This is a genomic window from Methylococcus sp. EFPC2, from assembly GCF_016925495.1.
GTDB lineage: Bacteria > Pseudomonadota > Gammaproteobacteria > Methylococcales > Methylococcaceae > EFPC2.
The window spans coordinates 3,100,457-3,122,630 of sequence record NZ_CP070491.1; the positions used below are offsets into that span (position 1 = coordinate 3,100,457).

The following is a 22,174-nucleotide window of genomic DNA, read 5'->3' on the forward strand; positions in this document are numbered from 1 at the left end:
TCAGCTCAATCGGAGCTCGAGCCGAACAGCTTGTTCAACAGGTAGCGGCTGACGATGAAGCCGAGCATGAAACCGCCGCTGAAAAATTCCGAGCCATGATGGCCCATGGTCTGGGCGAGGTATTTCCCGCTGAAGAATCCGATCACCAGAGCCAGCCCGATGTGGGCACGTTTGTAGAATTCGCTCATCCCCTGCTCCCGGCGTTATTCAGTCTTCGGAAACAGATCGGGGCGGACCAAGGCCAGCCTGAGCAAGCCGGCCGCGCTGATGGCGTCGGTGATTTTGCCGTCCAGCACCATGCGCACGGCGTCGGCCAGCGGCAGTTTTTTTACCGTGATGTCTTCCGTATCCTCGAACTCGGTTTCACCCTCAACCAGCCCCTCCGCCAGGAAGACATAGCCTTCCTCGTCGGTGACCGAATTGGACGTATGCAGGCGCATGAACACGCTCCAGCGCTCCGCGCTCAGGCCGGTTTCTTCTTTCAGCTCGCACTGGGCGGTGACCAGGATGTCTTCTCCCGGCGGGGAACCGCCCATGGGGATCTCCCAGAAATAGGCATCCGGCACGTAGCGGTATTGGCCGACCAGCCAGGTGTTGCCGGCCTCGTCCAGGGGAATGATGCCTATCGCCTGATTCTTGAAGTGTATGCGGCCGTAGAGGCTCAGACCGCCGGAGGGATTGCGAACCCGGTCTTCGTCTATGTGTATCCAGGGGTTATCGTAAACCTCCCGCCGGCTCAGCAATTTCCAGGGATTTTCCGGCTTCATGGCCGCTCAACCGGCGGAATGGTAGACCGGGCTGAGTTCGTGCACGGCCTTGATCATCGCACCGACGTGTTCCGGGTCGATATCGGGATGCACGCCGTGGCCCAGATTGAAAACATGGCCACTGCCACGACCGAATTCCGCCAGTATCTTGCCGACCTCGGCGCGTATGCTCTCCGGCGAAGCATATAGTGCCACGGGATCGAGATTGCCCTGCAGTGCCACCTTATCCCCAACCCGCCGGCGCGCTTCGCCGATGGGCGTCTGCCAGTCCAACCCGAGAGCGTCGTAGCCGGTTTCAGCCATAGCCTCCAGCCACAAGCCGCCGCCCTTGGTGAACAGGACGGCCGGGACGGTCCGCCCGCCGCGGTCTAGCTGTTCCAGTACGCGGCGGGCGTAGGCCAGCGAAAATTCCGCGTATTGCCCGGTGGTCAGCGAGCCGCCCCAGGTATCGAACAACATGATGGCATCGACGCCGGCCTCGATTTGCGCGTTCAAATAGGCCGCGACGGCATCGGCCAAAACACCCAACAACTGGTGCAGCAGTGCCGGCTGATCGTACGCCAGCGCCTTGACCTTGCGGAATTCCCGGCTGCTCTGGCCTTCGACCATGTAGGTGGCCAGAGTCCAGGGACTGCCGGAAAAGCCTATCAACGGCACCTTGCCGCGCAGATGTGACTGGATCAGCCGCACGGTGTCCGGCACGTAACGCAGCTTGCCATAGGGGTCGGGTACGGCGAGTTTGCGGATGTCGTCGGCGTCGCGTAGTGGGCGTTCGAACTTCGGGCCTTCGCCTTCCACGAAATGCAGCCCCAGCCCCATGGCGTCAGGCACGGTGAGGATGTCCGAGAACAGGATGGCAGCATCCAGCGGATAGCGCTCCAGCGGCTGCAGGGTGACTTCACAGGCCAATTCCGGGGTCGTGCAGAGATTCATGAAGCTGCCGGCCTGCTGGCGCACGCGGCGGTATTCGGGCAGGTAGCGGCCGGCTTGTCGCATCATCCAGACGGGTGTGCGTTCGATGGGCTGGCGTAACAGGGCGCGGATGAAGGTGTCGTTTTTCAGTTCGGTCATGGGGAGTTTCGCGTATTGACGTGTTCGTAGGGAGGCCTAGTGTCGGCGTTTCTTGCGTTTGCTGCTCTTGGCCTCGGGTTCAGGAACTGCAGTTTGTTCCGCGGATGCGGCTTCGCCGGCATTCGGCGGAGGGGGCGCGGCATTGGGCACCGGAGCAGGGCTCGCGGCGGGTGGCGGAGGCTCTACCGGCCTCACTTCGGGAGCGGGCTGGGCGGGAAGCTGGGGAGCCGCAGCCGGAAGCTCCGCCACCGCAGGCGTCGGGGTGGATGCCGGCGGACTGATGGGCGCCGCGGCTTCGGCCGGGGGCTTGGCCCCATCCTGCCAGAAGGAACGCACCACGACCGCTGCCGCGGCCGCCAGCGCGAGGCTAGCGGCCAACAGCCAGTGGATCGGGCTGAAGCGAAATTTCGCCCACGCCGCCTTCAGCGGTTCGCCGAAGGCAAGCGGCGGGATGGCCGATGACATTGCCGGAAATGCGTTGAATTCCCGCACGGGCGATGGCGATGGGTTCGATGCTGGATCCGGCCGGGCCTCCGGAAGCGTGACCCGGTGGGCATCGGACAGCGCCAGCGCGTCGCCGATCGCCTTGCCTTGCAGTTCCTCGGGACGGAGGCCAAAGGCCAATTTGAGCGGGGCATGCAGCCGGGCGAAACGGCATAGCGCACTCAACAGCCCCGGCATCAGTACGCCCGCGTCGTCAAGCAGCAGCAGCAACACCCGTCCTTGCTTTTCCAGTTGTACGAGGTAGCCGGTCAAAGCGGTTTCGGGATCGTCGTCCATCGCCGGCTGTCCCGGCCGGCGCAGCGTGAGCGACATCTCGTCGAGGATGCGCTCGAAACTGTGATTGGGGGTGGCGAGCAGATAACAGACATGCCAGCCGGGTGGTGCCGTCGCCTGGATTTGCCGCATCAACGCGGTTTTGCCTGCGCCTTTGGGTGCCAGCAAGAGCAAGGACTGCGGCAGGTTGGCGAGCAGATGCAGGACCAGTTCGAGCTTGCTTCGGCCGGCCCCTCGCTCAGAGGCATACGCCTCAGTGCCGACCGTACTCATTCAGGGTCCGTCGCAACGGCTCGATTTCCACGCCGACGGGCAGGGTCGCCCGGCCGACGGCTTCGAGCAGAATCAAGCGCAGCTTTCCGTCGACATTTTTCTTGTCCACGGCCATCAGCTCAATGAACCGCTCGGCCCCCAGATCCGGAGGCGGAACGACGGGGAGCCGGGCCCGCTCGAGCAGGGCGACAATGCGCTCGACATCGATCGCGCTCAACCAGCCCAAACGCCGCGACAGGTCCGCCGCCTGGCACATGCCGATCGCGACGGCCTCTCCGTGCAGGCAGGCGCCGTAGCCCAGGCCGGTCTCGATGGCGTGGCCAAAGGTATGGCCCAGGTTAAGGGTCGCGCGCTCGCCCGTTTCGCGTTCGTCCACCGCCACCACCTCGGCCTTGTTCTGGCACGACCGTTCGATCGCATAGGCCAGGGCTTCGGGGTCTCGCGCCAGCAGCGACTCGAGATTGTTCTCCAGCCAGTCGAAAAAACCCGGATCGCGGATCAGCCCGTATTTGATGACTTCGGCCAGGCCGGCGCTCAGCTCGCGGTCGGCCAGGGTGTCCAGCGTCGCCGTGTCGGCCAGCACGCAGAGCGGCTGGTAGAACGCGCCTATCATATTTTTGCCGCGCGGGTGGTTGACCGCCGTCTTGCCACCCACGGAGGAATCGACCTGCGACAGCAGGGTGGTGGGTATCTGAACGAAGGGTACGCCGCGCTGATAGGTGGCGGCGACGAAACCCACCAAATCGCCGATGACGCCGCCGCCCAAGGCGATCAACGTGGCGTTGCGGCTGAATTTGCGGGCCAGCAACTCGTCGTAGATGCGCATCGCGGAATCTATCGACTTGTAGGCCTCCCCATCCGGCAGGATAAGTTCGACCGGATCGTGGGCTTCCAGGCTCGCTTTCAGCCGCTCCAGGTAAAGCGGCGCAACGACCTCGTTGCTGACGATCATCACCTGTTTGGATCGGATATGCCTGGCCAACAAGTCGGTCCGTTCGAGCAGGCCGGGTCCGATATAAATGGGGTAGCTGCGCTCCCCGAGGGCTACGTTTAAGGTTTTCATCCTGTTGCTGGACGTGGATCGATCACTTATCGGCTGGTCGCGTGGATCTCGTCGTGACCGCTAGTGCTTTTCTGGACACGGTTGTAGGCCCGCAAAATCTGGCGTACGGCCGAGCGACTGGAATAAATGCCGGTGTCGATGGTGAAATTAGAGAGCGCACGATAAATCGGGGCGCGTATTCTCAGCAACTCCTCCAGGCGTGCGCGGGGATTTTCGGTTTTCAGCAAGGGCCGGTTGCTGTCCTTGTGGGTCCGTTCGAGTTGCTTGTCGACCGCGCACTGCAGATAAACCACGAACCCGCGCTGGCGCAAATACGCCCTATTTTCCTCCGCCAATACCGCGCCGCCTCCGGTTGCCAGGACGATGGACTCCTTCAGGGTCAAATCGCCCAGCACTTCCGTTTCACGCTTGCGAAATCCGGCCTCGCCCTCGTACTCAAATATCATGGGGATACTGACGCCGGTGCGCTGTTCGATCTCCTTGTCGCTGTCGACGAAGCTCACTCCCAAGGCCTTGGCCAATAGCCGGCCTATGGTGGTTTTGCCCGCCCCCATGGGTCCGATCAGAAAGATGTTTCTCGACTGTGTCATGCACAAAACGGTCTGAAGTCAGCGCCGACATCATAACATGGGCCGCACCGCTCATTTTTCCGCACCGGGACACAAAAAAGGCGCCGCTGGGCGACGCCTTTTCACGAGTGTAGGCGGGAATTACCGAGACGCCATTTGCTGCTTCAGTATTTTTGGGGTGATAAAGATCAGCAATTCCTTTTTGTTATCGGTGATCGAGTTTTTCCGGAACATGAAGCCGACGCCGGGCAAATCTCCCAAGAATGGGACCTTGTTCGTTACGTTGGTCTTGGTCCCCTCATAGACGCCGCCCAAGACCACGGTTTCGCCGTTGGCCACCTGAGCGGTGGTCTCGATTTCCCGTTTGTCGATGGCGAATTGCACAGACCCGAACGAACCCGCGACGCTTTCGCCCTTGGAGTCTTTCTTGATCAGCAAGTCCATCAAGATATTGTCGTCGGGCGTGATGTGCGGGGTGACATTCAGCTCCAAGACCGCCTGCTTGAACTGCACCGTCACAGTCGAACCGGTGGTACTGCCGCTGACGGTGGTATAGGGAATTTCCACACCCTGTTTAATCACGGCCTTGGTTTGATCCGACGTGATCAGGCGCGGATTGGAAATCACCTCGCCCCGTCCTTCGGATTGTGCCGCGGACAATTCAAGGTCCAACAGATAATCGCCTGCCTTCAACAGGGTCAGTCCCGCCGCGCCATAAGGATTCGAGGCGCCCAGGCTGGTCAACAGATTGGCCGCACCGGATGAGGTCGCCACGTCCGTACCGACCCGGGAGCCGGTGAACTGCAAGGTGCTGGCGACGCCCGCCGGATTCAACCGACCCGGAATGCTGGTGGCGGCGAGGCGGCTACCCAATTCCCGGGTGAAATCGTTGTTAGCGATGACGATGCGCGACTCGATCAATACCTGCCTGACCGGAATATCCAGCTTACGCACCAGTTCGCGAACCCGTTCGATGTTGCGCGAAGTATCCTTCACGATGAGCTGATTGGTGCGCTCGTCCACGGTGACGTTGCCCCGATTGGACAAGATCGACTGGGACACGTCCAGGGTGGTCGACGAACTCTGGCTGCTGCTGCCGCCTATCGCGGAGCTCTGATCCTGCGACTCGCTGGTGCGTGTGGTCGTGCCCACCAAAACCTTCTTGATGTCTTCGGCCTTGGTGTAATTGATCTGGACAATTTCCGTCCGCAGCGGCTCCAAATCCTCGACCACCTTTTGCGCTTCCAGTTCCTCTTTTTCCTGCTTGTTGATTTCGTCCTGCGGCGCGACGCGGATGATGTTGCCTTCCTGTCGTTTGCCCAAGCCTTTGGACTTCAAGACCAGTTCGAGAGCCTGGTCCCAGGGCACTTCGTTGAGCCTCAGGGTGACATTGCCGGCCACGGTATCGCTGGCCACGATGTTGAGGTTGGTGAAGTCTGCGAGTATCTGCAGAACGGAGCGGATCGGGATGTCCTGGAAATTGAGCGACAGCTTGTCGCCGGTATAGGCGAACGCTTTTTTCTTGATTTCTTCCTTTTCGGCGGGAGTCAGCGGCCGCAATTCGACGGTGAGCAACTTGTCCGTCTGATAGGAAGAGTACTCATAGTTTTCGTCCACCGGGAAAATGGTCAAACGCGCCTGCCCGCCCGCTTCCGTGGATTCGACACTCTGTACGGGCGTGGCGAAATCCAACACGTCCAGACGACGCGCAAGCGTACCCGGCAAGCCGAGCCCCGGCAGATCGACGATGATTTGGCGTCCTTCCTGGCGGATATTGGCGACAGCCCTTGGATCGCTCAGCGTCACCAGCAGCCGGCCCTCGCCATGTTCGCCACGGCGAAAATCCACGTTCTCGACACGCTTGCCGTAATCCACGGCGTCGGCGATGGCGGCTTGTCTGCCCGGCGCGGGATAGGCGGATGACGCGGTTCGGGCTGGAGCGGGCTCCTGATAAACGCCGGGTTGGCTTTTTTTCAGGATCAGGAAAATATCGTTACCTTCGGTACGTGTCGTATAAGGCATCATTTCCGTCAGGTTGACGATCACTCGAGTACGCCCGGAAGCCTCCACCGCCTGGATGCTTTGTGCCCCTCCGGCGTTAACCGGGATCTGCTTTTTGTCGAGGGCGTTGCTGACGCCCGGCAGGTCGAGGGCGACCCTGGCCGGGTTATCGGTGTGAAAAACGCGCGGGGTTTTGGCCGGCCCGCTTAAGGTGAACTGCACTTGCAAACCGTCGCCGGGCAAGGTGGAAAAGTCCACCGATTGCAGTGTGGTCCCGGCCGCGATGGACTCGGTCAAAGGCAACAGCAGGGCAAGTGCGAAAAGCAGGCATCCTATACGGATGAAGGGTGAAGCTTTACGGCTGAGGTTGCGATACGGATCCATGATTTTCATTTTTTACCACCGCTTGCTTCGGCCAAGTCCAGCGACGCTTTGCGTTCGCGCCAAGTTCCCGGCGTGTCGGAAATGATCTCGAGTAATTCAATTTGATCGTCCTTGATACGCAGGATTTTGCCGAAATTACGCCCCATGTAATTGCCCGACTTCACCCTATGTATGGTGCCGTCGTTGGCACGAACCAACGCCCACAGCACCCCTTCGCGGAGCAGGGTGCCGGTCATGCGCAAGCTGTCGAGTTCGTAGGATTCCAGCTCTTCCTTGGGGCGGGCGGTATCGGGGCGGATGCCACTTTCGGCTTTGACTTCCTCCGCCGGCACGGCTTTTTCATCCAGGACGAAAGGGTCGTGCAACTCATCCGGCCTGAATACGAAGGGCTCCACGGTTTTGACTTCCGGGAGGGGCTCCACCGCACTTTTTTGTCGCGCCTTGACGTCGGCGACGTAGTCCTTCAAATCCGACATGTCATCGCTGGCGCACCCGGCGATGCAGGAAACCATCAGCAGCACCCAAGTCAGACGCAAGGAATCACGGCTCGCTCGGCCCGCTGAGTTCGGCATGCGCTCCATCACGGCTGCCTCCTGGTCTTTTTGTCCTGGGCGGGCGAGACGCCCCCCTCTTCCAGGTATCGGTAAGTCTTCACCAATGCCTCCATGGTCAAGGCCTTGCCCTTGCCGGTGGCCGCATCCTTCCGGCCCGTAATCTTGATGTTGTGCACGGTCACGATACGCGGGAGGGAAGCCAGACCGCTGATGAACGCCCCGAACTCCATGTAATCGCCCACCACACGGATATCGATGGGCAACTCGGCGTAAAACTCCTTGGGGATTTCCCCTCCTGGCCTGAACAGCTCGAACTCGAGTCCGCTCGCCAGCCCCGTCTGTGATACATCGACCAGAAGTTCCGGCACCTGGGTCTTATCCGGCAGTTGCCGCAACAAATCGCCGAAAGACTTTTCGATTTCTTCCAATTGAGCCCGATACTCGTCGAGATTGGCGGCCTTTTTCTGTTTGTTTTCGAAGGTGGTCTTGAGTTCGGCTTCTTTCGCTTGGGCCGTTTCCAATTCCGCAAGCTGGTTCTGGGTGTCCAGGTAATAGCCCAGGCCGGCTAGCGCCGCACAGATGATGACGACCACGGCCGCCTTGACCGGCACCGGCCAATTGCCGGCATTGTCGAGATCCCAATCGATATTGGACAGGTTCATGATGCCCCCTTGGCCTTTTCTTCAGGCTTGTCGGCGCCCTGCTTGACCTGAAGGGTGAACTTGTTGGTTCGCTCCTTGCGGTTGTCCTTGCCTTCGCTTCTGGACTCGATGATGGTGAGCACGGGCTCCTTGAGCCAAGGTGAGGCGTCGAGATTGCGCATATAGGCCGATACGCGGGCATTGGACTGCGCATAACCGTTCAAGGTGAGGTTCTTGTCCGTCTGCGCGAAATCGGTGACGTAAACACCGTCGGGCACCGTCCGTGCGAGCTCGTCGATCAGATGGACCACTTCCGGCCGGCTGACCTGCAATTGCTGGATGACGTCCATGCGCGCAAGCAAACGCTTCTTCTTGCTTTCCAAGTCCTCGATCTCCTTGATCTTCTTGTCCAGCGCGGCAATTTCCGATTCCAAATATTGATTACGGCCGTATTGGTATTCGATTTCCCCGGCGATATGGGCGCGCACGCCGAGGAATAGAATGAAGGTAACCGCCACGCCCAGGAGTATCGCCGCCGCGAAGTCTTTTTGCCGCTGTTTGCGCAGTTCCGCGCGCCACGGTAGTAGGTTGATTCTAGCCATCAGTCGAAACTCCTCAGCGCCAACCCGCAAGCCGTCATCATCGCCGGGGCGTCGTTACTGAGCGCCTGCGGCTTTACCCGGCTGGAGAGGGTCATATTGATAAAGGGGTTGGCGACTACGGCGGGTATCCCGGTCGTTTGCTCCACGAAGCGCTCGACGCCGGCGATCGACGCACATCCGCCTGCCAGCACCAGGCCTTCGACGCCCCGATGCGTGCTCGACGAGGCGAAGAACTGCAAGGAGCGCTGAATCTGCTGGGCCATGGCATGCTTGAACGGTTCCAGCACCTCGGGCAGATAGTTGTCCGGCAATCCGCCATGCTTCTTGGCCAGGCCGGCCTCTTCGTAGGACAGCCCGTAACGGCGCTGGATTTCCTCGGTCAGCTGTTTCCCGCCGAATCCTTGCTCACGGGTATAAATGATGCGCCCGTTGTGCAGGACATTCAGCGTCGTCATCGTGGCTCCGATGTCGGCGATGGCGATTGTTTTTCCCGGATTAGCATCGCTGAGCTGATCGAGGATCAGGGCAAACGCGTTTTCTAAGGCATAGGATTCGACATCCAGAATTTCCGCCTTCAAACCGGCAAACTCCAGCGCCTCGACCCGGTCTTCGACGTTCTCCTTCCGGGATGCGACCAGGAGCACATCGATCATTTCCGGATTTTTCTCGTTCGAGCCCTGCACCTCGAAATCCATGCTGATTTCGTCGAGAGGGTAGGGAATATATTGGTCGGCTTCGAGCTCGATTTGCGATTCCAGTTCGCCGTCGCTCAATGCCGCGGGCATCGTGATGACCTTGCTGATGACCGACGAGCTGGCGACGGCCACCGCGGCATGCTTGAGCTTGGTTCCGGATTGCGCCACCACGGACTTGACCGCGTTGCCTATGACTTCCACCTTGGCGATGGTCTTGTCGACCACGGCGTCCTGCGGCAAGGGTATGACAGCGTAGCTTTCCACCCGATAGCGGGGTCCCGCCTTGCCGAGCTCCAGCAACTTAACCGCTGCCGTGCTGATGTCGATACCCAGCAACATCGGTTTCTTGCGCTGGAGAAAAAACATGACCTGTATCCTGTACCGTGTAATCGCCTTGATCTTAGAATCCCGGGGCGGCAACGCTCTGGCGCCGCCCCGGCGCGGGAATTATGCAGGCCGGTGTAGTATAGTGTCATTTCGCACTTTGCCTATCGGGCCCTAGCGGCCGCGATACCCGCCCGATTCGACCCAAACGGGAAAAGCTAAAGTCCTTGCCGAAATCTCAACCGAACCCGCCCCCCAAGCGCCCAGCGTCCCCACGCCGGCCGAGCAGTTTCATCGGCCGCATGGCCAGGTACGTGCTCGCCTTCGGCGTTATCGCATTCGCCGTCGGCCTGCTGACCGCCTATGGTGTCTATCGCCACCTGGTTCCGCAACTTCCGGACGTCGAGCAGTTGAAGGACGTGCGCTACCAAATGCCCATGAGCGTTTATACCCGGGACGGCCTGCTCATCGCCCAGTTCGGGGAAAAAAAACACACGCCACTCAGCATAGATGAAATCCCCCGCGCGGCTATCAACGCCTTTCTGGCGGCGGAGGACGATCGCTTTTTCGACCATCCCGGCGTGGACTATCAGGGCTTGCTGCGCGCAACGTTCAAGTTCTTGCAGACCGGCGAAAAACGCCAGGGCGGCAGCACCATCACCATGCAGGTGGCGCGCAACTTTTTCCTCAGCAGCGAAAAAACCTTCTTCCGCAAGCTGAGGGAAATCCTGCTCGCCATCAAGATCGAATCTCGCCTGCCCAAGAAGCAAATCCTGGAGCTCTACCTCAACAAGATCTATTTCGGCCATCACGCTTACGGCTTCGCGGCGGCGGCCCAAGTCTATTTCGGAAAAACCGTCAACGAACTGAGCCTGGGCGAGATCGCCATGATCGCCGGTTTACCCAAGGCTCCGTCGGCGTACAACCCTATCGCCAATCCGGAACGCGCCCTGATCCGGCGCGACTACGTGCTCAACCGCATGCGCAAGCTGAATCTGATCGACGAAGCGCAACATCAGCGCGCCCTGGCCGAACCGGTCCGCGCCGCCCTGCACAGCGCGGAAGTGGCGTTCAATGCCCCGCAGGTCGCGGAAATGGTACGCGCGGAGATGGTTCAGCAATATGGCGAAGACGCCTATGTGAACGGCTACAAGATTTACACCACCGTAGACAGCCGTTTGCAGGAGACCGCACAAACTGCCTTGCGCCGTACTCTGCACGATTATGACGAGCGCCACGGTTTTCGGGGCGTCAAGCGTCATTACGACCTGAAGAAAGTGGGCGGGGAAAAGGGCTGGGACGACCTGCTGGCCGACATCCCCCCCTTGGGCGACACGCTCCCGGGTATCGTGCTGGCGGTGAAAGACAGGAATGCGGAGGTTTATCTCGGCGCCACACGCCGTGCCAACCTGACCTGGGACCAGATCAAATGGGCGCGTACCTACGTCAACGAGAATACCCTCGGCCCGGTTCCGCGCAGCGTCAAGGACGTGCTCAAGCCCGGCGATGTCGTCCGTGTGCGCGAACAGGCGCCGGGCACCTGGACGTTGACGCAAACCCCCGAGGTCGCCGGCGCCTTGGTTTCGCTCGATCCTTCGAACGGCGCCATCCTGGCGATCGCCGGCGGCTACGACTTCAACGACAGCAAGTTCAACCGCGCGACCCAGGCCCAGCGGCAGCCGGGGTCGGGTTTCAAGCCCGTACTCTACTCCGCGGCACTGGAGGCCGGATACACGCCCGCCAGCGTGATCAACGACGCGCCCTTCGTTTATTACGACCCGTCCATCGAAGGCGGCGCCTGGCGACCGCAGAACTACACCAACAAATACTCCGGCCCAACCCGCTTGCGGGTGGCCTTGATGAAATCCCTCAACCTGGTGTCGATCCGGTTGCTGCGCGAGATCGGCGTCAAGAAAGCCATCGAAACCGCCACCCGTTTCGGCTTCAACCCCAGCGACCTGCCCCACTCGCTGACCCTGGCCTTGGGCAGCGGGACCGCGACTCCGCTGAAAATGGCACAGGCTTACGCGGTTTTCGCCAACGGGGGTTTCCGGGTGGAACCCTATCTGGTACAGCGCATACTCACGCAGGATGGCAGCACCCTGTTCGAGGCTACGCCGCCGACGGCCTGTCCGGACTGCGAGGATGGCGCGACCCGTGTGGGCAATGTCGCTCCGCGCGTCCTGTCCGCGCAGACGCATTACATGATGCATTCGATGCTGCAGGACGTGGTGCGCAAGGGCACGGCGATCAAGGCCATGCAACTCGGCCGCAGCGATCTGGCAGGCAAGACCGGAACGACCAACGAACAGCGCGACGCCTGGTTCAACGGCTATACGCCGGCCATGGTTGCGGTCGCGTGGATGGGTTTCGACTCCTACAAGCCCCTGGGCGACGGAGAGACGGGCGGGCACGCCGCCTTGCCCATGTGGATGAGTTATATGCAGGAAGCGCTCAAGGACGTACCCGAACGCAGTTTCGGCGTGCCGACCGGTATCACGACCGCGCGCATCGATCCGGCGTCGGGGCAGTTGGCCAGTTCGGGCGGGGTGTACGAGGTATTTCCGACCGACAAGGTGCCGCGGAATTATGCGGCGCCGCGAGAGACAGCCGAGACGGAGGAAGCGCCGTCCGAGGTGGACGAGGAGGCCACGCCGAGTCTCCCGCCCCCCCGCGAGACGGCCAGGCAGGGCAGCAAACTCCTGGAATCGCTATTCTGAGACGCTCAACGCCGCCCCGGGGTCTTGCCGGTAGAATGACGCGAGTTGTCGGTAGACTTCGGGATAGAGACCCGACAAAAGCACCGGCCGTTCGAAGAAATACTCGCTGAGCACGGCGAAGAATTCGCCGGGGCTTTCCGTCGCGTAAGCGTCCAGGGCCGCGTCCTCGCCGGTTTCCACGCGCCGGGTCAGGTCTTCGTAGGCTGCGGTGAAAACGGCCGTCCAGTCCTTAGGCTTCATGTCTTTATGCAGAGGAGGAAATCCGTCCGCGTCGGTTCCCCCATGCATGTCGAGCTTGTGGGCCATCTCGTGGATCACCACGTTATAGCCCTCGCCCCAGCCGGACGCTTCGACGTCTGCCCAGGACAGGATCACCGGGCCGCGCTGCCAGGATTCGCCGCCCAACACGTCTTCCCATTGATGCATGACGCCGACGGCGTCAAACTCTTCGCGCGGGCGGACGAATTCGGCCGGGTAGATCACCAGGGTGCGCCAGTCGTCGTACCAGGCCAGCCCGAGATTGAGCACGGGCAGGCAGGCCTGCACGGCGATGCTGGCGCGCATGGGTTCGTTCAGCACCAGCCCACGCACCGATTCGAACAGCTTCTGCCGCATGAATTCGGCGGTCAGCTCGCGCAAACGGGTTCGCTCGCTTGCATCGAGACGGGTCAAGATGGGGTGGTCCGCCAGGGTTTGTTGCCAAACGTCGTCGGTCAAGGAGGCCGGAGCTTGTTTAGGAGCGCGCGACGTGCGGAAAGGCCACATGCGGTTCTGCTTGAGATGGGATCGAGAGTCCGGAATGAATTTTACCTGCAGCACCGGCGCGATGTGCGGGTCCGATACGCTGCTCTACCGAATAGCCTAACTGTTTATGCACCGTCAATTTTTGCTTTTGTCTTCACTCGCGGCGTTTTTGGCCGTGGCCTTGGGCGCGTTCGGCGCGCATGCCTTGCGCGGCCGGCTGGACGACTACGCGCTGGCGATTTATCAAACCGGCGTGCAGTACCAGTTCTGGCACGCCTTGGGCCTGGGTCTGATCGCATTCGCCGCCCAGTCCAAACCGGACGCGGCCTTGTTGCGTTGGGCCGGCTGGCTGATGCTCGCCGGTATCGCGCTGTTTTCCGGCAGTCTTTATGTCCTCGCCCTCAGCGGTTTGCGCTGGCTGGGCATGATCACGCCCTTCGGCGGTACCGCCTTCCTCGGCGCCTGGCTGCTGCTTGCCGTGCACGCCTGGCGTTGTTCTCCCTCATCCAAGCCCTAGGCTCCTTGATACACTAGGGCACACAACGAACTCAACCCGGTAGCTCCCATGCGCGACGCGACTCCCCAAACCATTTACCTGAAGGACTACACCCCGCCGGAATATCGGCTGGGCCAAGTCGAGCTGACTTTTAATCTCGACGAAGAAGATACCCGGGTGATCTCCCGCCTGCGCGTGCAGAAAAACCCCGAAACGGCGGCCCCCAACGCACCGCTGGTCCTGGATGGCGAAGACCTGGAGCTGATTTCGGTGCGCATCAACGGCCAGGCTTTGCCGCCCGATCAGTACGAGGTGACGCCGGAGAGCCTGATCATCCCCGGCGCGCCCAAGGTCGAGGTGTTCAACCTCGAGGTCGAGACCCGCATCAATCCGCGCGCCAACACGGCCCTGGAAGGACTCTACCTGTCCTCCGGCATGCTTTGCACCCAATGCGAGGCGCAGGGCTTCCGCAAGATCACTTATTTTCCCGACCGCCCGGACGTCATGGCGCCGTTCAGCACCCTCCTGATCGGCGACAAGACCCGTTACCCGGTGTTGCTGTCCAACGGCAACAAGGTCGCCAGCGGCGAATTGAAGAACAATCGCCACTGGGTGAAATGGGAAGACCCCTTCCCCAAGCCCTGCTATCTATTTGCCCTGGTGGGCGGCCGGCTGGAATGCCTGGAGGAGAAATACACGACCGGATCGGGGCGCGAAGTCACGCTGCAGATCTATGTCGAGGCACACGACCTCGACAAATGCGGGCACGCCATGCGTTCGTTGCAACAGGCCATGCGCTGGGACGAGCAGGCGTACGGCCGCGAATACGACCTCGACCTGTACATGATCGTCGCGGTCGGCCACTTCAACATGGGCGCCATGGAAAACAAGGGGCTCAACATCTTCAACACCAAGTTCGTGCTGGCCAGACCCGATACCGCGTCCGACGCCGACTACGAGCACATCCAGGGCGTCATCGGCCACGAGTATTTCCACAACTGGACCGGCAACCGCATCACCTGCCGCGACTGGTTCCAGTTGAGCCTGAAGGAAGGCCTGACGGTGTTCCGCGACCAGGAGTTCACCGCCGACCACGTCTCGCGGGCGGTCAAACGCATCGAAGACGTCAACCTGTTGCGCACCCGGCAGTTCGCCGAGGATGCCGGGCCCCTGGCCCATGCCGTCCGGCCCGACTCCTACATCGAGATCAACAACTTCTACACCCTCACCGTATACGAAAAAGGCGCCGAGGTGGTGCGCATGCTGCACACCCTGCTGGGTGCCGAACGCTTCCGCAAGGGCACCGATCTCTATTTCGAACGGCACGACGGCCAGGCGGTGACCTGCGACGACTTCGTCCGCGCGATGGAGGACGCCAACGGCGTCGAACTGCAACAGTTTCGCCGCTGGTATGCGCAGGCCGGCACGCCGGAGCTGTTCGTGGTAGGGGATTACGACGCCGCCGAGCGCGCCCTTACGCTGACGGTGAAGCAGCATTGCCCGCCCACGCCCGGACAGTCGGTCAAGGAACCCTTGCACATCCCCCTGGCTCTCGGCCTGGTCGGCCCGGACGGCAACGATTATCCCCTGCGCCTGGAAGGCGAAGACGAGCCGGCGACGAAATCCACCCGCGTGCTCGATGTCACCGCCACGCAGCAACGTTTCCGCTTCGTCGGCCTGCCGGAAAAGCCGGTGATTTCCGCGCTGCGCGGATTTTCCGCCCCCGTCAGGCTGCACCTGCACCACAGCTACGAGGAACTCGCCTTCCTGTTGGCGCACGACAGTGATCCCTTCAACCGCTGGGATGCGGGCCAGACCCTGGCCAGCCGCATCGTGCTCAATCTGGTCGAACAACTCATCGAGGGCGAGCAGCCGCACAAGGCCGACCCGCATTTATTGCAGGCCTATCGCAAGGCGCTGACCCAGGACTGGGACGACCTGTCCTACCTCGCCCTGCTGCTGACCTTGCCGTCCGAGGATTACATTAGCGCGCTGATGAAGGTGATAGACCCGGACGCGGTGCACAATGCCCGCCAACTGGTAAAACGCGAACTGGCGCAGGCGTTGAGGGCGGAATTGACCGCGCTTTACCACGCTCACCATCGCGACGAATCCGGCCGGTTCGACGCCGACGCGGTGGGGCGCCGCAAGCTCAAGAACGTCTGCCTCGCCTACCTGGCGGAACTGGACACGCCCGAGTCTCACGCCCTGTGCCTCAAGCAGTTCAGGGAGGCGCGCAACATGACCGACCAGATCGCCGCACTCGGCGGCATCGTCAACAGCACGCATCCGGAACGCGCCGCTTCTCTCGATGCCTTTTACGAGCAGTGGCAGGGCGAGGCCCTGGTCATCGACAAATGGTTCGCCCTCCAGGCGACCTGCCATCTCACCGGCACGCTGACCTCGGTCCAGGCCCTGCTGAACCATCCGGCCTTCGACCTGAAGACCCCCAACCGGGTACGCTCGCTGGTCGGTGCCTTCTGTCAATCGAACCCTGTAAACTTCCATGCCGCGGACGGCGCCGGTTACCGCTTCCTGGGCGATCATGTGATCGAGCTGAATGCGATCAACCCGCAGATCGCCTCGCGCATGGTCAGCCCCCTCACGCAGTGGAGGCGCTATGATGACGGCCGTCAAAAGCTGATACGCGAACAGCTGCGTCGCATCGCCGACACCGCGGGCATTTCCAAGGACGTCTACGAAGTCGCGAGCAAGAGCCTGGCCTGAACCTGGCGGTTTTCCGGCACGCACCCCTGTACTTAAACTCTAAGCACCACCTTCCCAACTCAGGATCAAGGCGCCATGGTCAAGAAAACGTCCAAAACCGGCTCAAAACCAGCCCGGCCCCATACGGCCGACACGCCCGAGATAGTGAACAAAAAGAGCCCAGGGAAATCAGCCGCACCCACTCCGCCGGGGCACGCCGCCGCCGAGAAATCCGAGAGCGCGAAATCCGCCGCGGCGTCCCCGAAGAGCGTATCGGCCGCTCCAACGGACACCGGCAAAGCAAAACCGAAAAGCCCCACCAAACCCGTCATAACACAGCCATCGACGAAAACCCCGGAACCCGCCAAAGCGGAAGCACCCGCGGCGAAACCCCTTATCGAGGCAGGAACCAAACCTACACTTGCCCCGCCTTCCGCGAGCGGTCCAGCGACGGTACAGGAAAACGCGGCAAGTCCCGCCGAAACGGCAAAACCCGCAGACGCGCCTGCACCGGGCAAACTTCCGGCCGGTAAAACGGGCTCAGCGGCGGCCAAGGCCCCGGATTCGCGGACCGCCAAGGATCGCCCGCCGGCTGAAAGCGGGGCGAAAAAGGCATCCCACCGGGAAAGCGCGCTGCCGGCTCAATTCGCGAGCTCCGACCTGGAAGCGGCCGAAGCCGAATTCGTGGCCTCTCACGCCCCACTGCCTACGCCGGAATCGGAGGACGAAGCCTACAAGCTGGAACTGCTGCGCGCCGTGGAAACGCAATATCCCGTCCTGGAGCCGGCACAGGTTCCGGAAGAAGCGGACTCCCAATGGGACGGCCAGCACATGACGGAAGCGGAGGTCGAATCGACGCCGCCCCATATCGAACCGGCCCACCCCGCCCAGCCTTCGCTGTTCGTCGTGCAGATCACCCCGGAGCTGGCGCCGGTCGCCAAGGTGGGCGGACTGGCCGACGTGGTGTTCGGCCTCGCCAGCGAGATGGAGATCCGCGGCAATCACGTCGAAATCATCCTGCCCAAATACGACTGCCTGCGCTACGACCACATCTGGGGCTTCTGCGAGACATTCCGGGACCTCTGGGTGCCGTGGTTCGGCGGGGCCATCCACTGCACGGTTTATTTCGGCTTCGTGCACGGCCGCAAGTGTTTCTTCATCGAACCGCATTCCGCCGACAACTTCTTCAACCGCGGCTGCATCTATGGCTTCAACGACGATGTCATGCGCTTCGCTTTCTTCACCCGCGCGGCCATGGAATTCTTGTGGAAGTCGGGCAAGCATCCGGACATCATCCATTGCCACGACTGGCAGACCGCCCTGGCGCCGGTGTTCCTGTACGAGGTCTACCAGCATCTGGGCATGACGCATCCCCGGGCCTGCTTCACCATCCACAACTTCAAGCATCAGGGGGTGACCGGCGCGCAGCTGCTGCATGCGACGGGATTGAACCGGCCGGATTACTATTTCAACTACGAAAGGATGCGCGACAACCACAATCCCCATGCGATCAACCTGATGAAGGCAGGCGTGGTCTATTCCAACTTCGTCACCACCGTGTCGCCGCGCCATGCCGTGGAAGCCAAGGACCAGGGGCAGGGCTTCGGGCTGGAGCCGACGCTGCACATCCACCACAACAAATACGGCGGCGTCATCAACGGCATCGACTACGGGTTCTGGAACCCGGAGATCGATCCCTTGATACCGGTGCATTATTCGGCCGACAACGTCGACGGCAAGTACGCCAACAAGCGCGCCTTGCGCGAGCGCTTGCTGTTGGCCGACAACGAGAAACCCATCGTCGCCTTCGTCGGTCGCCTGGACCCGCAAAAAGGCCTGGAGCTGATCCGCCACGCCATTTTCAACACCCTGGCGCGCGGCGGCCAGTTCGTGCTGCTGGGCTCCAGCCCGGACGGGCAGATCAACAATTATTTCTGGAGCCTCAAGCACCAGCTCAACGACAATCCGGATTGCCACATCGAGATCGGCTTCAACGAGGAACTGTCGCACCTGATCTACGCCGGCGCCGACCTGATGCTGGTGCCCAGCCGCTTCGAGCCCTGCGGCCTGACCCAGCTCATTGCCATGCGCTACGGCAGCATACCCGTCGTGCGGGAAGTGGGCGGCCTGGTCGACACCGTATTCGACAAGGACTTCTCGAACCGGCCTCTGCACGAACGCAACGGCTACATCTTCCGCGACTACAACGAAACAGGGCTGGAATCGGCCCTGGGCCGGGCCATCGACTGTTACTACCAGTTCCCGGACCACTTCCGCCACCTCATCGTCAATGCCATGCGCAGCGATTATTCGTGGAAGAATCCGGGGCAGGACTACCTCAACATCTACCACCACATACGCGACAAGTAGTCCGGCGGGGACGGCTCCGGCGCCGGAAAATTCGGCCGGGACCGGAGCCTGCCCTGCCAACATAGCCAGGATTTCCCATGCGCATCTATAACCTCTTTCCCCTCCTCGCCGGGACCTTCGATCAATGGCAAGCGCATCTGGTCCGCGCCGCCGAGATGGGGTTCGACTGGATTTTCGTCAACCCCATCCAGCAGCTCGGCCGCTCCGGCAGCCTTTATTCGATCAAGGACTATTTCGCCATCAATCCCGCGTTGTGCGCGCGCAGCGCCCAATCGCCGGACGAACAAGTGCGCGCCGTGACCGTTCAAGCGGAAAAACTCGGGCTGCGCGTGATGGTGGATTTGGTCATCAATCATTGCGCCTACGATTCGGACCTGCTCAAGCAGCACCCCGAGTGGTTCGCCAAGGAAAACGGCCGCATCGCCAACCCCTACTGCATACACGACGGCGAGAAAGTGGTCTGGCGCGATCTGGCCCGCTTCGACCATAGACGCGGCGGCGATGCCGAGGGCTACTACCGTTATTGCCGTGACGTCGTCATGCACCTGCTGGGCCTGGGATTCAGCGGTTTCCGTTGCGACGCGGCCTATCAGATACCCGCCGGATTCTGGAAACGGCTGATCGAGGACGTGAAGAAGAACCGGCCCGACGCCGTTTTCGTTGCGGAAACCCTGGGCTGCTCCGCCGACCAGACCCGGCAGACCGCGGAGGCCGGCTTCGACGCCATCTTCAACAGCTCCAAGTGGTGGGATTTCGGCAGCCCGTGGCTGCTGGAGCAATACCAGCTCACGCGCGCCACGGCGCCGTCCATCAGTTTTCCCGAAAGCCACGACACCGCAAGGCTGTATGCCGAGTCCTACGGCAACGTGGACGCGTTGAAACAGCGCTATCTGTTCGCGGCGCTCTTCTCATCCGGCGTCATGATGCCCATGGGTTACGAATTCGGCTTCAGCAAGGCCTTGAACGTGGTCGACACCCGACCGAGCGACTGGGAGCAGACGGACATCGACCTGACCGGCTTCGTGCGGGAGATCAATCACATCAAGCGGCATTACCGGGTGTTTCAGGAGGAAAGCATCACCCAGTTATGGGGCTGTTCCAACCCGGCCGTGATGATCATGTGGAAAGCCGCCCCCAGCAACGGCTCGCAAGCCCTGCTGATCCTCAACAAGGACATCTGGAATCGCCAGCACTGTTACGTGGACGATTTGTATCACTACGTGCAGGTCGCGCCGCCCTTGCGCGACGTGTCGCCGCAATGGCCCATGGAGCATCTGCCCACGCCCTTCGACTATGAATTGCTGCCGGGCATGGGGCGGGTGCTGGTAGCCGGCCCGGAGGTCAGTTGAGCGCCCGGCTCAGACGCTGAGGCGGGCCGCGAAGCCGGTTTGCCGCAAGCGCTCGGCGGTCGCCTCCATCCACGCGGCGGGCAGGGCGGAAAGGCGCGGCGCTTCCGGCTGTTGCGAGGGCCGCGCCAGGCCGTAAAGCAGGATGCCTCGCAGCGGAATCCCCCGGCGTCGAACTTCCTCCAGCCAGCCGAGATAGGCGGCAACTTCTTCGTCCGAGGGTGGCAGGCTGTCCAGCGCGAACCAGCAGGTTTGCAGCCAGGTGGGGCAGCGGGTCGCGGCGCTTTCCAGATTGAGCATCGCCGCCTCCGGCGTCAGACTGACCTGGTTGATGCGGGCGATGCCCGCCGCCGTGGCGCTGTCGAGCTTGAACCAGACCTCGCCACCGAGCGCATTCCACCGTTCGAGCCCCCGTTGAACGTAGGCGCGCCGCGTCAGGCTGCCGTTGCTGATGAGAACCCGCTTGACCTCCCCGGACAGGCCGGCGTCCGATGCGACCTCGCCTATCAGTTCGACGACTTGTTCGAACTCGGCCGCGCTGGTCGGTTCTCCGTTGCCGGAAATCGCGATGTCGCGTATCACCCGCTGCTCCGGCGGCACTCCGAAACGGTCGTAAAAATCTCCCCGCAGCACGTCGGCGAGCAAGGAGTCCAACTCTTTCCTTAACAGTCCCAGATCGATGGCGGGCGCGCTGCCGCGTTTCAGATCGGGTACCTGGCAGTAGAGGCAGCGCCAGTTGCAGGCGTTGTTGGGATTCAGGTTGACGCCGATGGACAGCCCGCCGCTGCGCCGGGACAGCACCGGATAAACGTAGATGAGGCCGGCGCTGTCCCGGCGATGATCGGTGGTACTGAGTGAACTCATGGCAGGCCGTCGAACGGCTGGCTGGAACGATAGGTGCGGTCCCACGGGCCGCCCGCCTCGCTAGAATTTCGTGATGGCCCCTTCGCCTTCCTCGTAGACCCCGCTGGCGGAGCCGACCAGCAAGGGATCGGGCGCATGGGCGACGCGGGGATTCTTGTCCGGATAAGGCAGGGCGCTCAGGAAATGGCGCATGCAGTTGATACGCGCCCGCTTCTTGTCGTCCGACTTGATGACCGTCCAGGGCGCATCGGCCGTGTCGGTGTGGAAAAACATCGCTTTCTTGGCCTCGGTGTATTCGTCCCAGCGATCCAGCGACTTGATGTCGATGGGACTGAGCTTCCAATGCTTGAGCGGATCGTCCCGGCGCGAAATGAAGCGCCGCAATTGCTCCTCGCGGCTGACCGAAAACCAGTATTTGAACAACAGGATGCCGCTGTTCACCAGCATGCGTTCGAATTCCGGCGTCTGGCGTAGAAACTCCAGATATTCCAGCGGCTTGCAAAAGCCCATCACCCGCTCGACGCCGGCCCGGTTGTACCAGGAACGGTCGAAGAACACCATCTCGCCGGCGGTGGGGAAATGGGCGATGTAGCGCTGGAAATACCATTGCCCGCGCTCGACCTCGGTGGGCTTTTCCAGCGCCACGACGCGCGCGGCGCGCGGATTGAGATGTTCCAGAAAACGCTTGATGGTGCCGCCTTTGCCGGCGGCATCGCGTCCTTCGAACACCACGATGATGCGCTGCCCCGTATCCTTGACCCAACTCTGCACCTTGAGCAATTCGATCTGCAGATCCTGCTTCATCCGCTCGTACTCGCGGCGGCGTACGCGCGCAGGGTAGGGATAGCCCGACGGCAGCGGCGCCTCGTCGCTGTCCTCGTCCGTGCCATGAGGGGCCTTGGCCACCAGCAGGGCGGTCGGTTCGTGACTCACCGCCTCGATTTCCTCCGCCGCCTGGGGGTTAGGCGCGACTTCCCTTTCCGGTACATCACCGGCAATGGCTGCCGCGACGGGCTCGACGGCGCTGTGGCTGGATGTTTTACGGCTGATGCGCTGGGTCACGGGCAGGCTCCTGCTAGGCGATGCTGACGGCTCGATCTTAAACCCTGGGGGCGGGATGCATTATTCCCCAATCGAGGAAGGGACAACAACGCGTCCAAAATCCTGACCGCGGCCTCATCGCCGCCACCGATCTCGGGCGCTCGCA

At 61.7% G+C, this 22,174-nt stretch carries 20 protein-coding genes; 5 read left to right on the forward strand and 15 right to left on the reverse strand.

The genetic code is table 11. From position 1 onward, the window contains the following. Positions 1-5: 5 nt before the first annotated feature. The 11 genes from JWZ97_RS13260 to JWZ97_RS13310 all read right to left on the reverse strand — a co-directional run bounded on the left by JWZ97_RS13260 (position 6) and on the right by JWZ97_RS13310 (position 9,763). A complete protein-coding gene (locus JWZ97_RS13260; protein WP_205430019.1) occupies positions 6-188 on the reverse strand; it encodes a hypothetical protein in 183 nt (60 codons plus the stop codon). 15 nt (positions 189-203) lie between these two features. Continuing rightward, the gene (locus JWZ97_RS13265) at positions 204-767 is read right to left on the reverse strand and encodes an NUDIX hydrolase (RefSeq protein WP_205430021.1); all 564 of its coding nucleotides are present in this window, start codon (positions 765-767) and stop codon (positions 204-206) included. A gap of 6 nt (positions 768-773) precedes the next feature. Next, positions 774-1,838, reverse strand: coding sequence for a uroporphyrinogen decarboxylase (hemE, locus tag JWZ97_RS13270; RefSeq protein WP_205430023.1), 1,065 nt, complete (start codon positions 1,836-1,838; stop codon positions 774-776). A gap of 36 nt (positions 1,839-1,874) precedes the next feature. Further along, complete coding sequence (locus JWZ97_RS13275) at positions 1,875-2,888, reverse strand: ATP-binding protein (protein WP_205430025.1); 1,014 nt, start codon at positions 2,886-2,888, stop codon at positions 1,875-1,877. Beyond that, entirely contained in the window at positions 2,869-3,951 is a 1,083-nt protein-coding gene (gene aroB, locus JWZ97_RS13280) for a 3-dehydroquinate synthase (protein WP_205430027.1), read from the reverse strand. The genes JWZ97_RS13275 and aroB overlap by 20 nt, the downstream gene beginning before the upstream one ends. A 26-nt stretch (positions 3,952-3,977) precedes the next feature. Then, a complete protein-coding gene (gene aroK, locus JWZ97_RS13285; protein ID WP_205430036.1) occupies positions 3,978-4,541 on the reverse strand; it encodes a shikimate kinase AroK in 564 nt (187 codons plus the stop codon). Between the two features lie 120 nt (positions 4,542-4,661). Further along, positions 4,662-6,914, reverse strand: a complete 2,253-nt coding sequence (gene pilQ / locus JWZ97_RS13290) for a type IV pilus secretin PilQ (protein WP_240342346.1) — start codon at positions 6,912-6,914, stop codon at positions 4,662-4,664. Continuing rightward, complete coding sequence (locus JWZ97_RS13295; protein WP_205430038.1) at positions 6,911-7,477, reverse strand: pilus assembly protein PilP; 567 nt, start codon at positions 7,475-7,477, stop codon at positions 6,911-6,913. Before JWZ97_RS13295 ends, pilQ begins: the two co-directional genes overlap by 4 nt. A gap of 8 nt (positions 7,478-7,485) precedes the next feature. Next, on the reverse strand, positions 7,486-8,121 hold the full coding sequence (locus tag JWZ97_RS13300) for a type 4a pilus biogenesis protein PilO (protein WP_205430039.1): 636 nt from the start codon (positions 8,119-8,121) through the stop codon (positions 7,486-7,488). Next, positions 8,118-8,702, reverse strand: coding sequence for a PilN domain-containing protein (locus tag JWZ97_RS13305; RefSeq protein WP_205430041.1), 585 nt, complete (start codon positions 8,700-8,702; stop codon positions 8,118-8,120). Before JWZ97_RS13305 ends, JWZ97_RS13300 begins: the two co-directional genes overlap by 4 nt. Continuing rightward, a complete protein-coding gene (locus tag JWZ97_RS13310; protein ID WP_205430043.1) occupies positions 8,702-9,763 on the reverse strand; it encodes a pilus assembly protein PilM in 1,062 nt (353 codons plus the stop codon). The genes JWZ97_RS13305 and JWZ97_RS13310 overlap by 1 nt, the downstream gene beginning before the upstream one ends. A gap of 260 nt (positions 9,764-10,023) precedes the next feature. On the opposite strand from JWZ97_RS13310, the gene JWZ97_RS13315 reads away from it, so the two are divergent. Next, entirely contained in the window at positions 10,024-12,441 is a 2,418-nt protein-coding gene (locus JWZ97_RS13315) for a penicillin-binding protein 1A (RefSeq protein WP_205430045.1), read from the forward strand. On the opposite strand, the gene JWZ97_RS13320 is transcribed toward JWZ97_RS13315, so the two are convergent. Next, on the reverse strand, positions 12,433-13,206 hold the full coding sequence (locus JWZ97_RS13320; RefSeq protein ID WP_205430047.1) for a zinc-dependent peptidase: 774 nt from the start codon (positions 13,204-13,206) through the stop codon (positions 12,433-12,435). The genes JWZ97_RS13315 and JWZ97_RS13320 overlap by 9 nt on opposite strands. A 106-nt stretch (positions 13,207-13,312) precedes the next feature. Here JWZ97_RS13320 and JWZ97_RS13325 point away from each other — a divergent pair, with 106 nt between their 5' ends. After that, positions 13,313-13,702, forward strand: coding sequence for a DUF423 domain-containing protein (locus tag JWZ97_RS13325; RefSeq protein ID WP_205430048.1), 390 nt, complete (start codon positions 13,313-13,315; stop codon positions 13,700-13,702). Between the two features lie 48 nt (positions 13,703-13,750). Further along, positions 13,751-16,408 (forward strand): aminopeptidase N, encoded by a 2,658-nt coding sequence (gene pepN, locus JWZ97_RS13330; protein ID WP_205430050.1) that lies wholly within the window; start codon positions 13,751-13,753, stop codon positions 16,406-16,408. Between the two features lie 65 nt (positions 16,409-16,473). Here the strand turns inward: pepN and JWZ97_RS13335 are convergent, their stop codons facing one another. After that, positions 16,474-16,719, reverse strand: coding sequence for a hypothetical protein (locus tag JWZ97_RS13335; RefSeq protein ID WP_205430052.1), 246 nt, complete (start codon positions 16,717-16,719; stop codon positions 16,474-16,476). A 352-nt stretch (positions 16,720-17,071) separates the two neighbouring features. Here JWZ97_RS13335 and JWZ97_RS13340 point away from each other — a divergent pair, with 352 nt between their 5' ends. Both JWZ97_RS13340 and JWZ97_RS13345 read left to right on the forward strand, forming a co-directional pair. Next, positions 17,072-18,757, forward strand: coding sequence for a glycogen synthase (locus JWZ97_RS13340; RefSeq protein WP_240342347.1), 1,686 nt, complete (start codon positions 17,072-17,074; stop codon positions 18,755-18,757). A gap of 77 nt (positions 18,758-18,834) precedes the next feature. Further along, complete coding sequence (locus tag JWZ97_RS13345; RefSeq protein ID WP_205430053.1) at positions 18,835-20,106, forward strand: alpha-amylase family glycosyl hydrolase; 1,272 nt, start codon at positions 18,835-18,837, stop codon at positions 20,104-20,106. Positions 20,107-20,115: 9 nt separating this feature from the next. On the opposite strand, the gene JWZ97_RS13350 is transcribed toward JWZ97_RS13345, so the two are convergent. Next, positions 20,116-20,967: a radical SAM protein gene (locus JWZ97_RS13350; protein ID WP_205430055.1), complete on the reverse strand. Its 852-nt coding sequence runs from the start codon at positions 20,965-20,967 to the stop codon at positions 20,116-20,118. Positions 20,968-21,027: 60 nt separating this feature from the next. After that, a complete protein-coding gene (gene ppk2 / locus JWZ97_RS13355; RefSeq protein WP_240342348.1) occupies positions 21,028-22,029 on the reverse strand; it encodes a polyphosphate kinase 2 in 1,002 nt (333 codons plus the stop codon). Between the last annotated feature and the right edge of the window lie 145 nt (positions 22,030-22,174).

Excerpts from the sequence above, each read along its gene's own strand:
- JWZ97_RS13260 (WP_205430019.1), bottom strand. The coding sequence starts at position 188 with ATGAGCGAATTCTACAAACGTGCCCACATCGGGCTGGCTCTGGTGATC.
- JWZ97_RS13265 (WP_205430021.1), bottom strand. The coding sequence starts at position 767 with ATGAAGCCGGAAAATCCCTGGAAATTGCTGAGCCGGCGGGAGGTTTAC.
- hemE (WP_205430023.1), bottom strand. The coding sequence starts at position 1,838 with ATGACCGAACTGAAAAACGACACCTTCATCCGCGCCCTGTTACGCCAG.
- JWZ97_RS13275 (WP_205430025.1), bottom strand. The coding sequence starts at position 2,888 with ATGAGTACGGTCGGCACTGAGGCGTATGCCTCTGAGCGAGGGGCCGGC.
- aroB (WP_205430027.1), bottom strand. The coding sequence starts at position 3,951 with ATGAAAACCTTAAACGTAGCCCTCGGGGAGCGCAGCTACCCCATTTAT.
- aroK (WP_205430036.1), bottom strand. The coding sequence starts at position 4,541 with ATGACACAGTCGAGAAACATCTTTCTGATCGGACCCATGGGGGCGGGC.
- pilQ (WP_240342346.1), bottom strand. The coding sequence starts at position 6,914 with ATGAAAATCATGGATCCGTATCGCAACCTCAGCCGTAAAGCTTCACCC.
- JWZ97_RS13295 (WP_205430038.1), bottom strand. The coding sequence starts at position 7,477 with ATGCCGAACTCAGCGGGCCGAGCGAGCCGTGATTCCTTGCGTCTGACT.
- JWZ97_RS13300 (WP_205430039.1), bottom strand. The coding sequence starts at position 8,121 with ATGAACCTGTCCAATATCGATTGGGATCTCGACAATGCCGGCAATTGG.
- JWZ97_RS13305 (WP_205430041.1), bottom strand. The coding sequence starts at position 8,702 with ATGGCTAGAATCAACCTACTACCGTGGCGCGCGGAACTGCGCAAACAG.
- JWZ97_RS13310 (WP_205430043.1), bottom strand. The coding sequence starts at position 9,763 with ATGTTTTTTCTCCAGCGCAAGAAACCGATGTTGCTGGGTATCGACATC.
- JWZ97_RS13315 (WP_205430045.1), top strand. The coding sequence starts at position 10,024 with ATGGCCAGGTACGTGCTCGCCTTCGGCGTTATCGCATTCGCCGTCGGC.
- JWZ97_RS13320 (WP_205430047.1), bottom strand. The coding sequence starts at position 13,206 with ATGTGGCCTTTCCGCACGTCGCGCGCTCCTAAACAAGCTCCGGCCTCC.
- JWZ97_RS13325 (WP_205430048.1), top strand. The coding sequence starts at position 13,313 with ATGCACCGTCAATTTTTGCTTTTGTCTTCACTCGCGGCGTTTTTGGCC.
- pepN (WP_205430050.1), top strand. The coding sequence starts at position 13,751 with ATGCGCGACGCGACTCCCCAAACCATTTACCTGAAGGACTACACCCCG.
- JWZ97_RS13335 (WP_205430052.1), bottom strand. The coding sequence starts at position 16,719 with ATGACGGGTTTGGTGGGGCTTTTCGGTTTTGCTTTGCCGGTGTCCGTT.
- JWZ97_RS13345 (WP_205430053.1), top strand. The coding sequence starts at position 18,835 with ATGCGCATCTATAACCTCTTTCCCCTCCTCGCCGGGACCTTCGATCAA.
- JWZ97_RS13350 (WP_205430055.1), bottom strand. The coding sequence starts at position 20,967 with ATGAGTTCACTCAGTACCACCGATCATCGCCGGGACAGCGCCGGCCTC.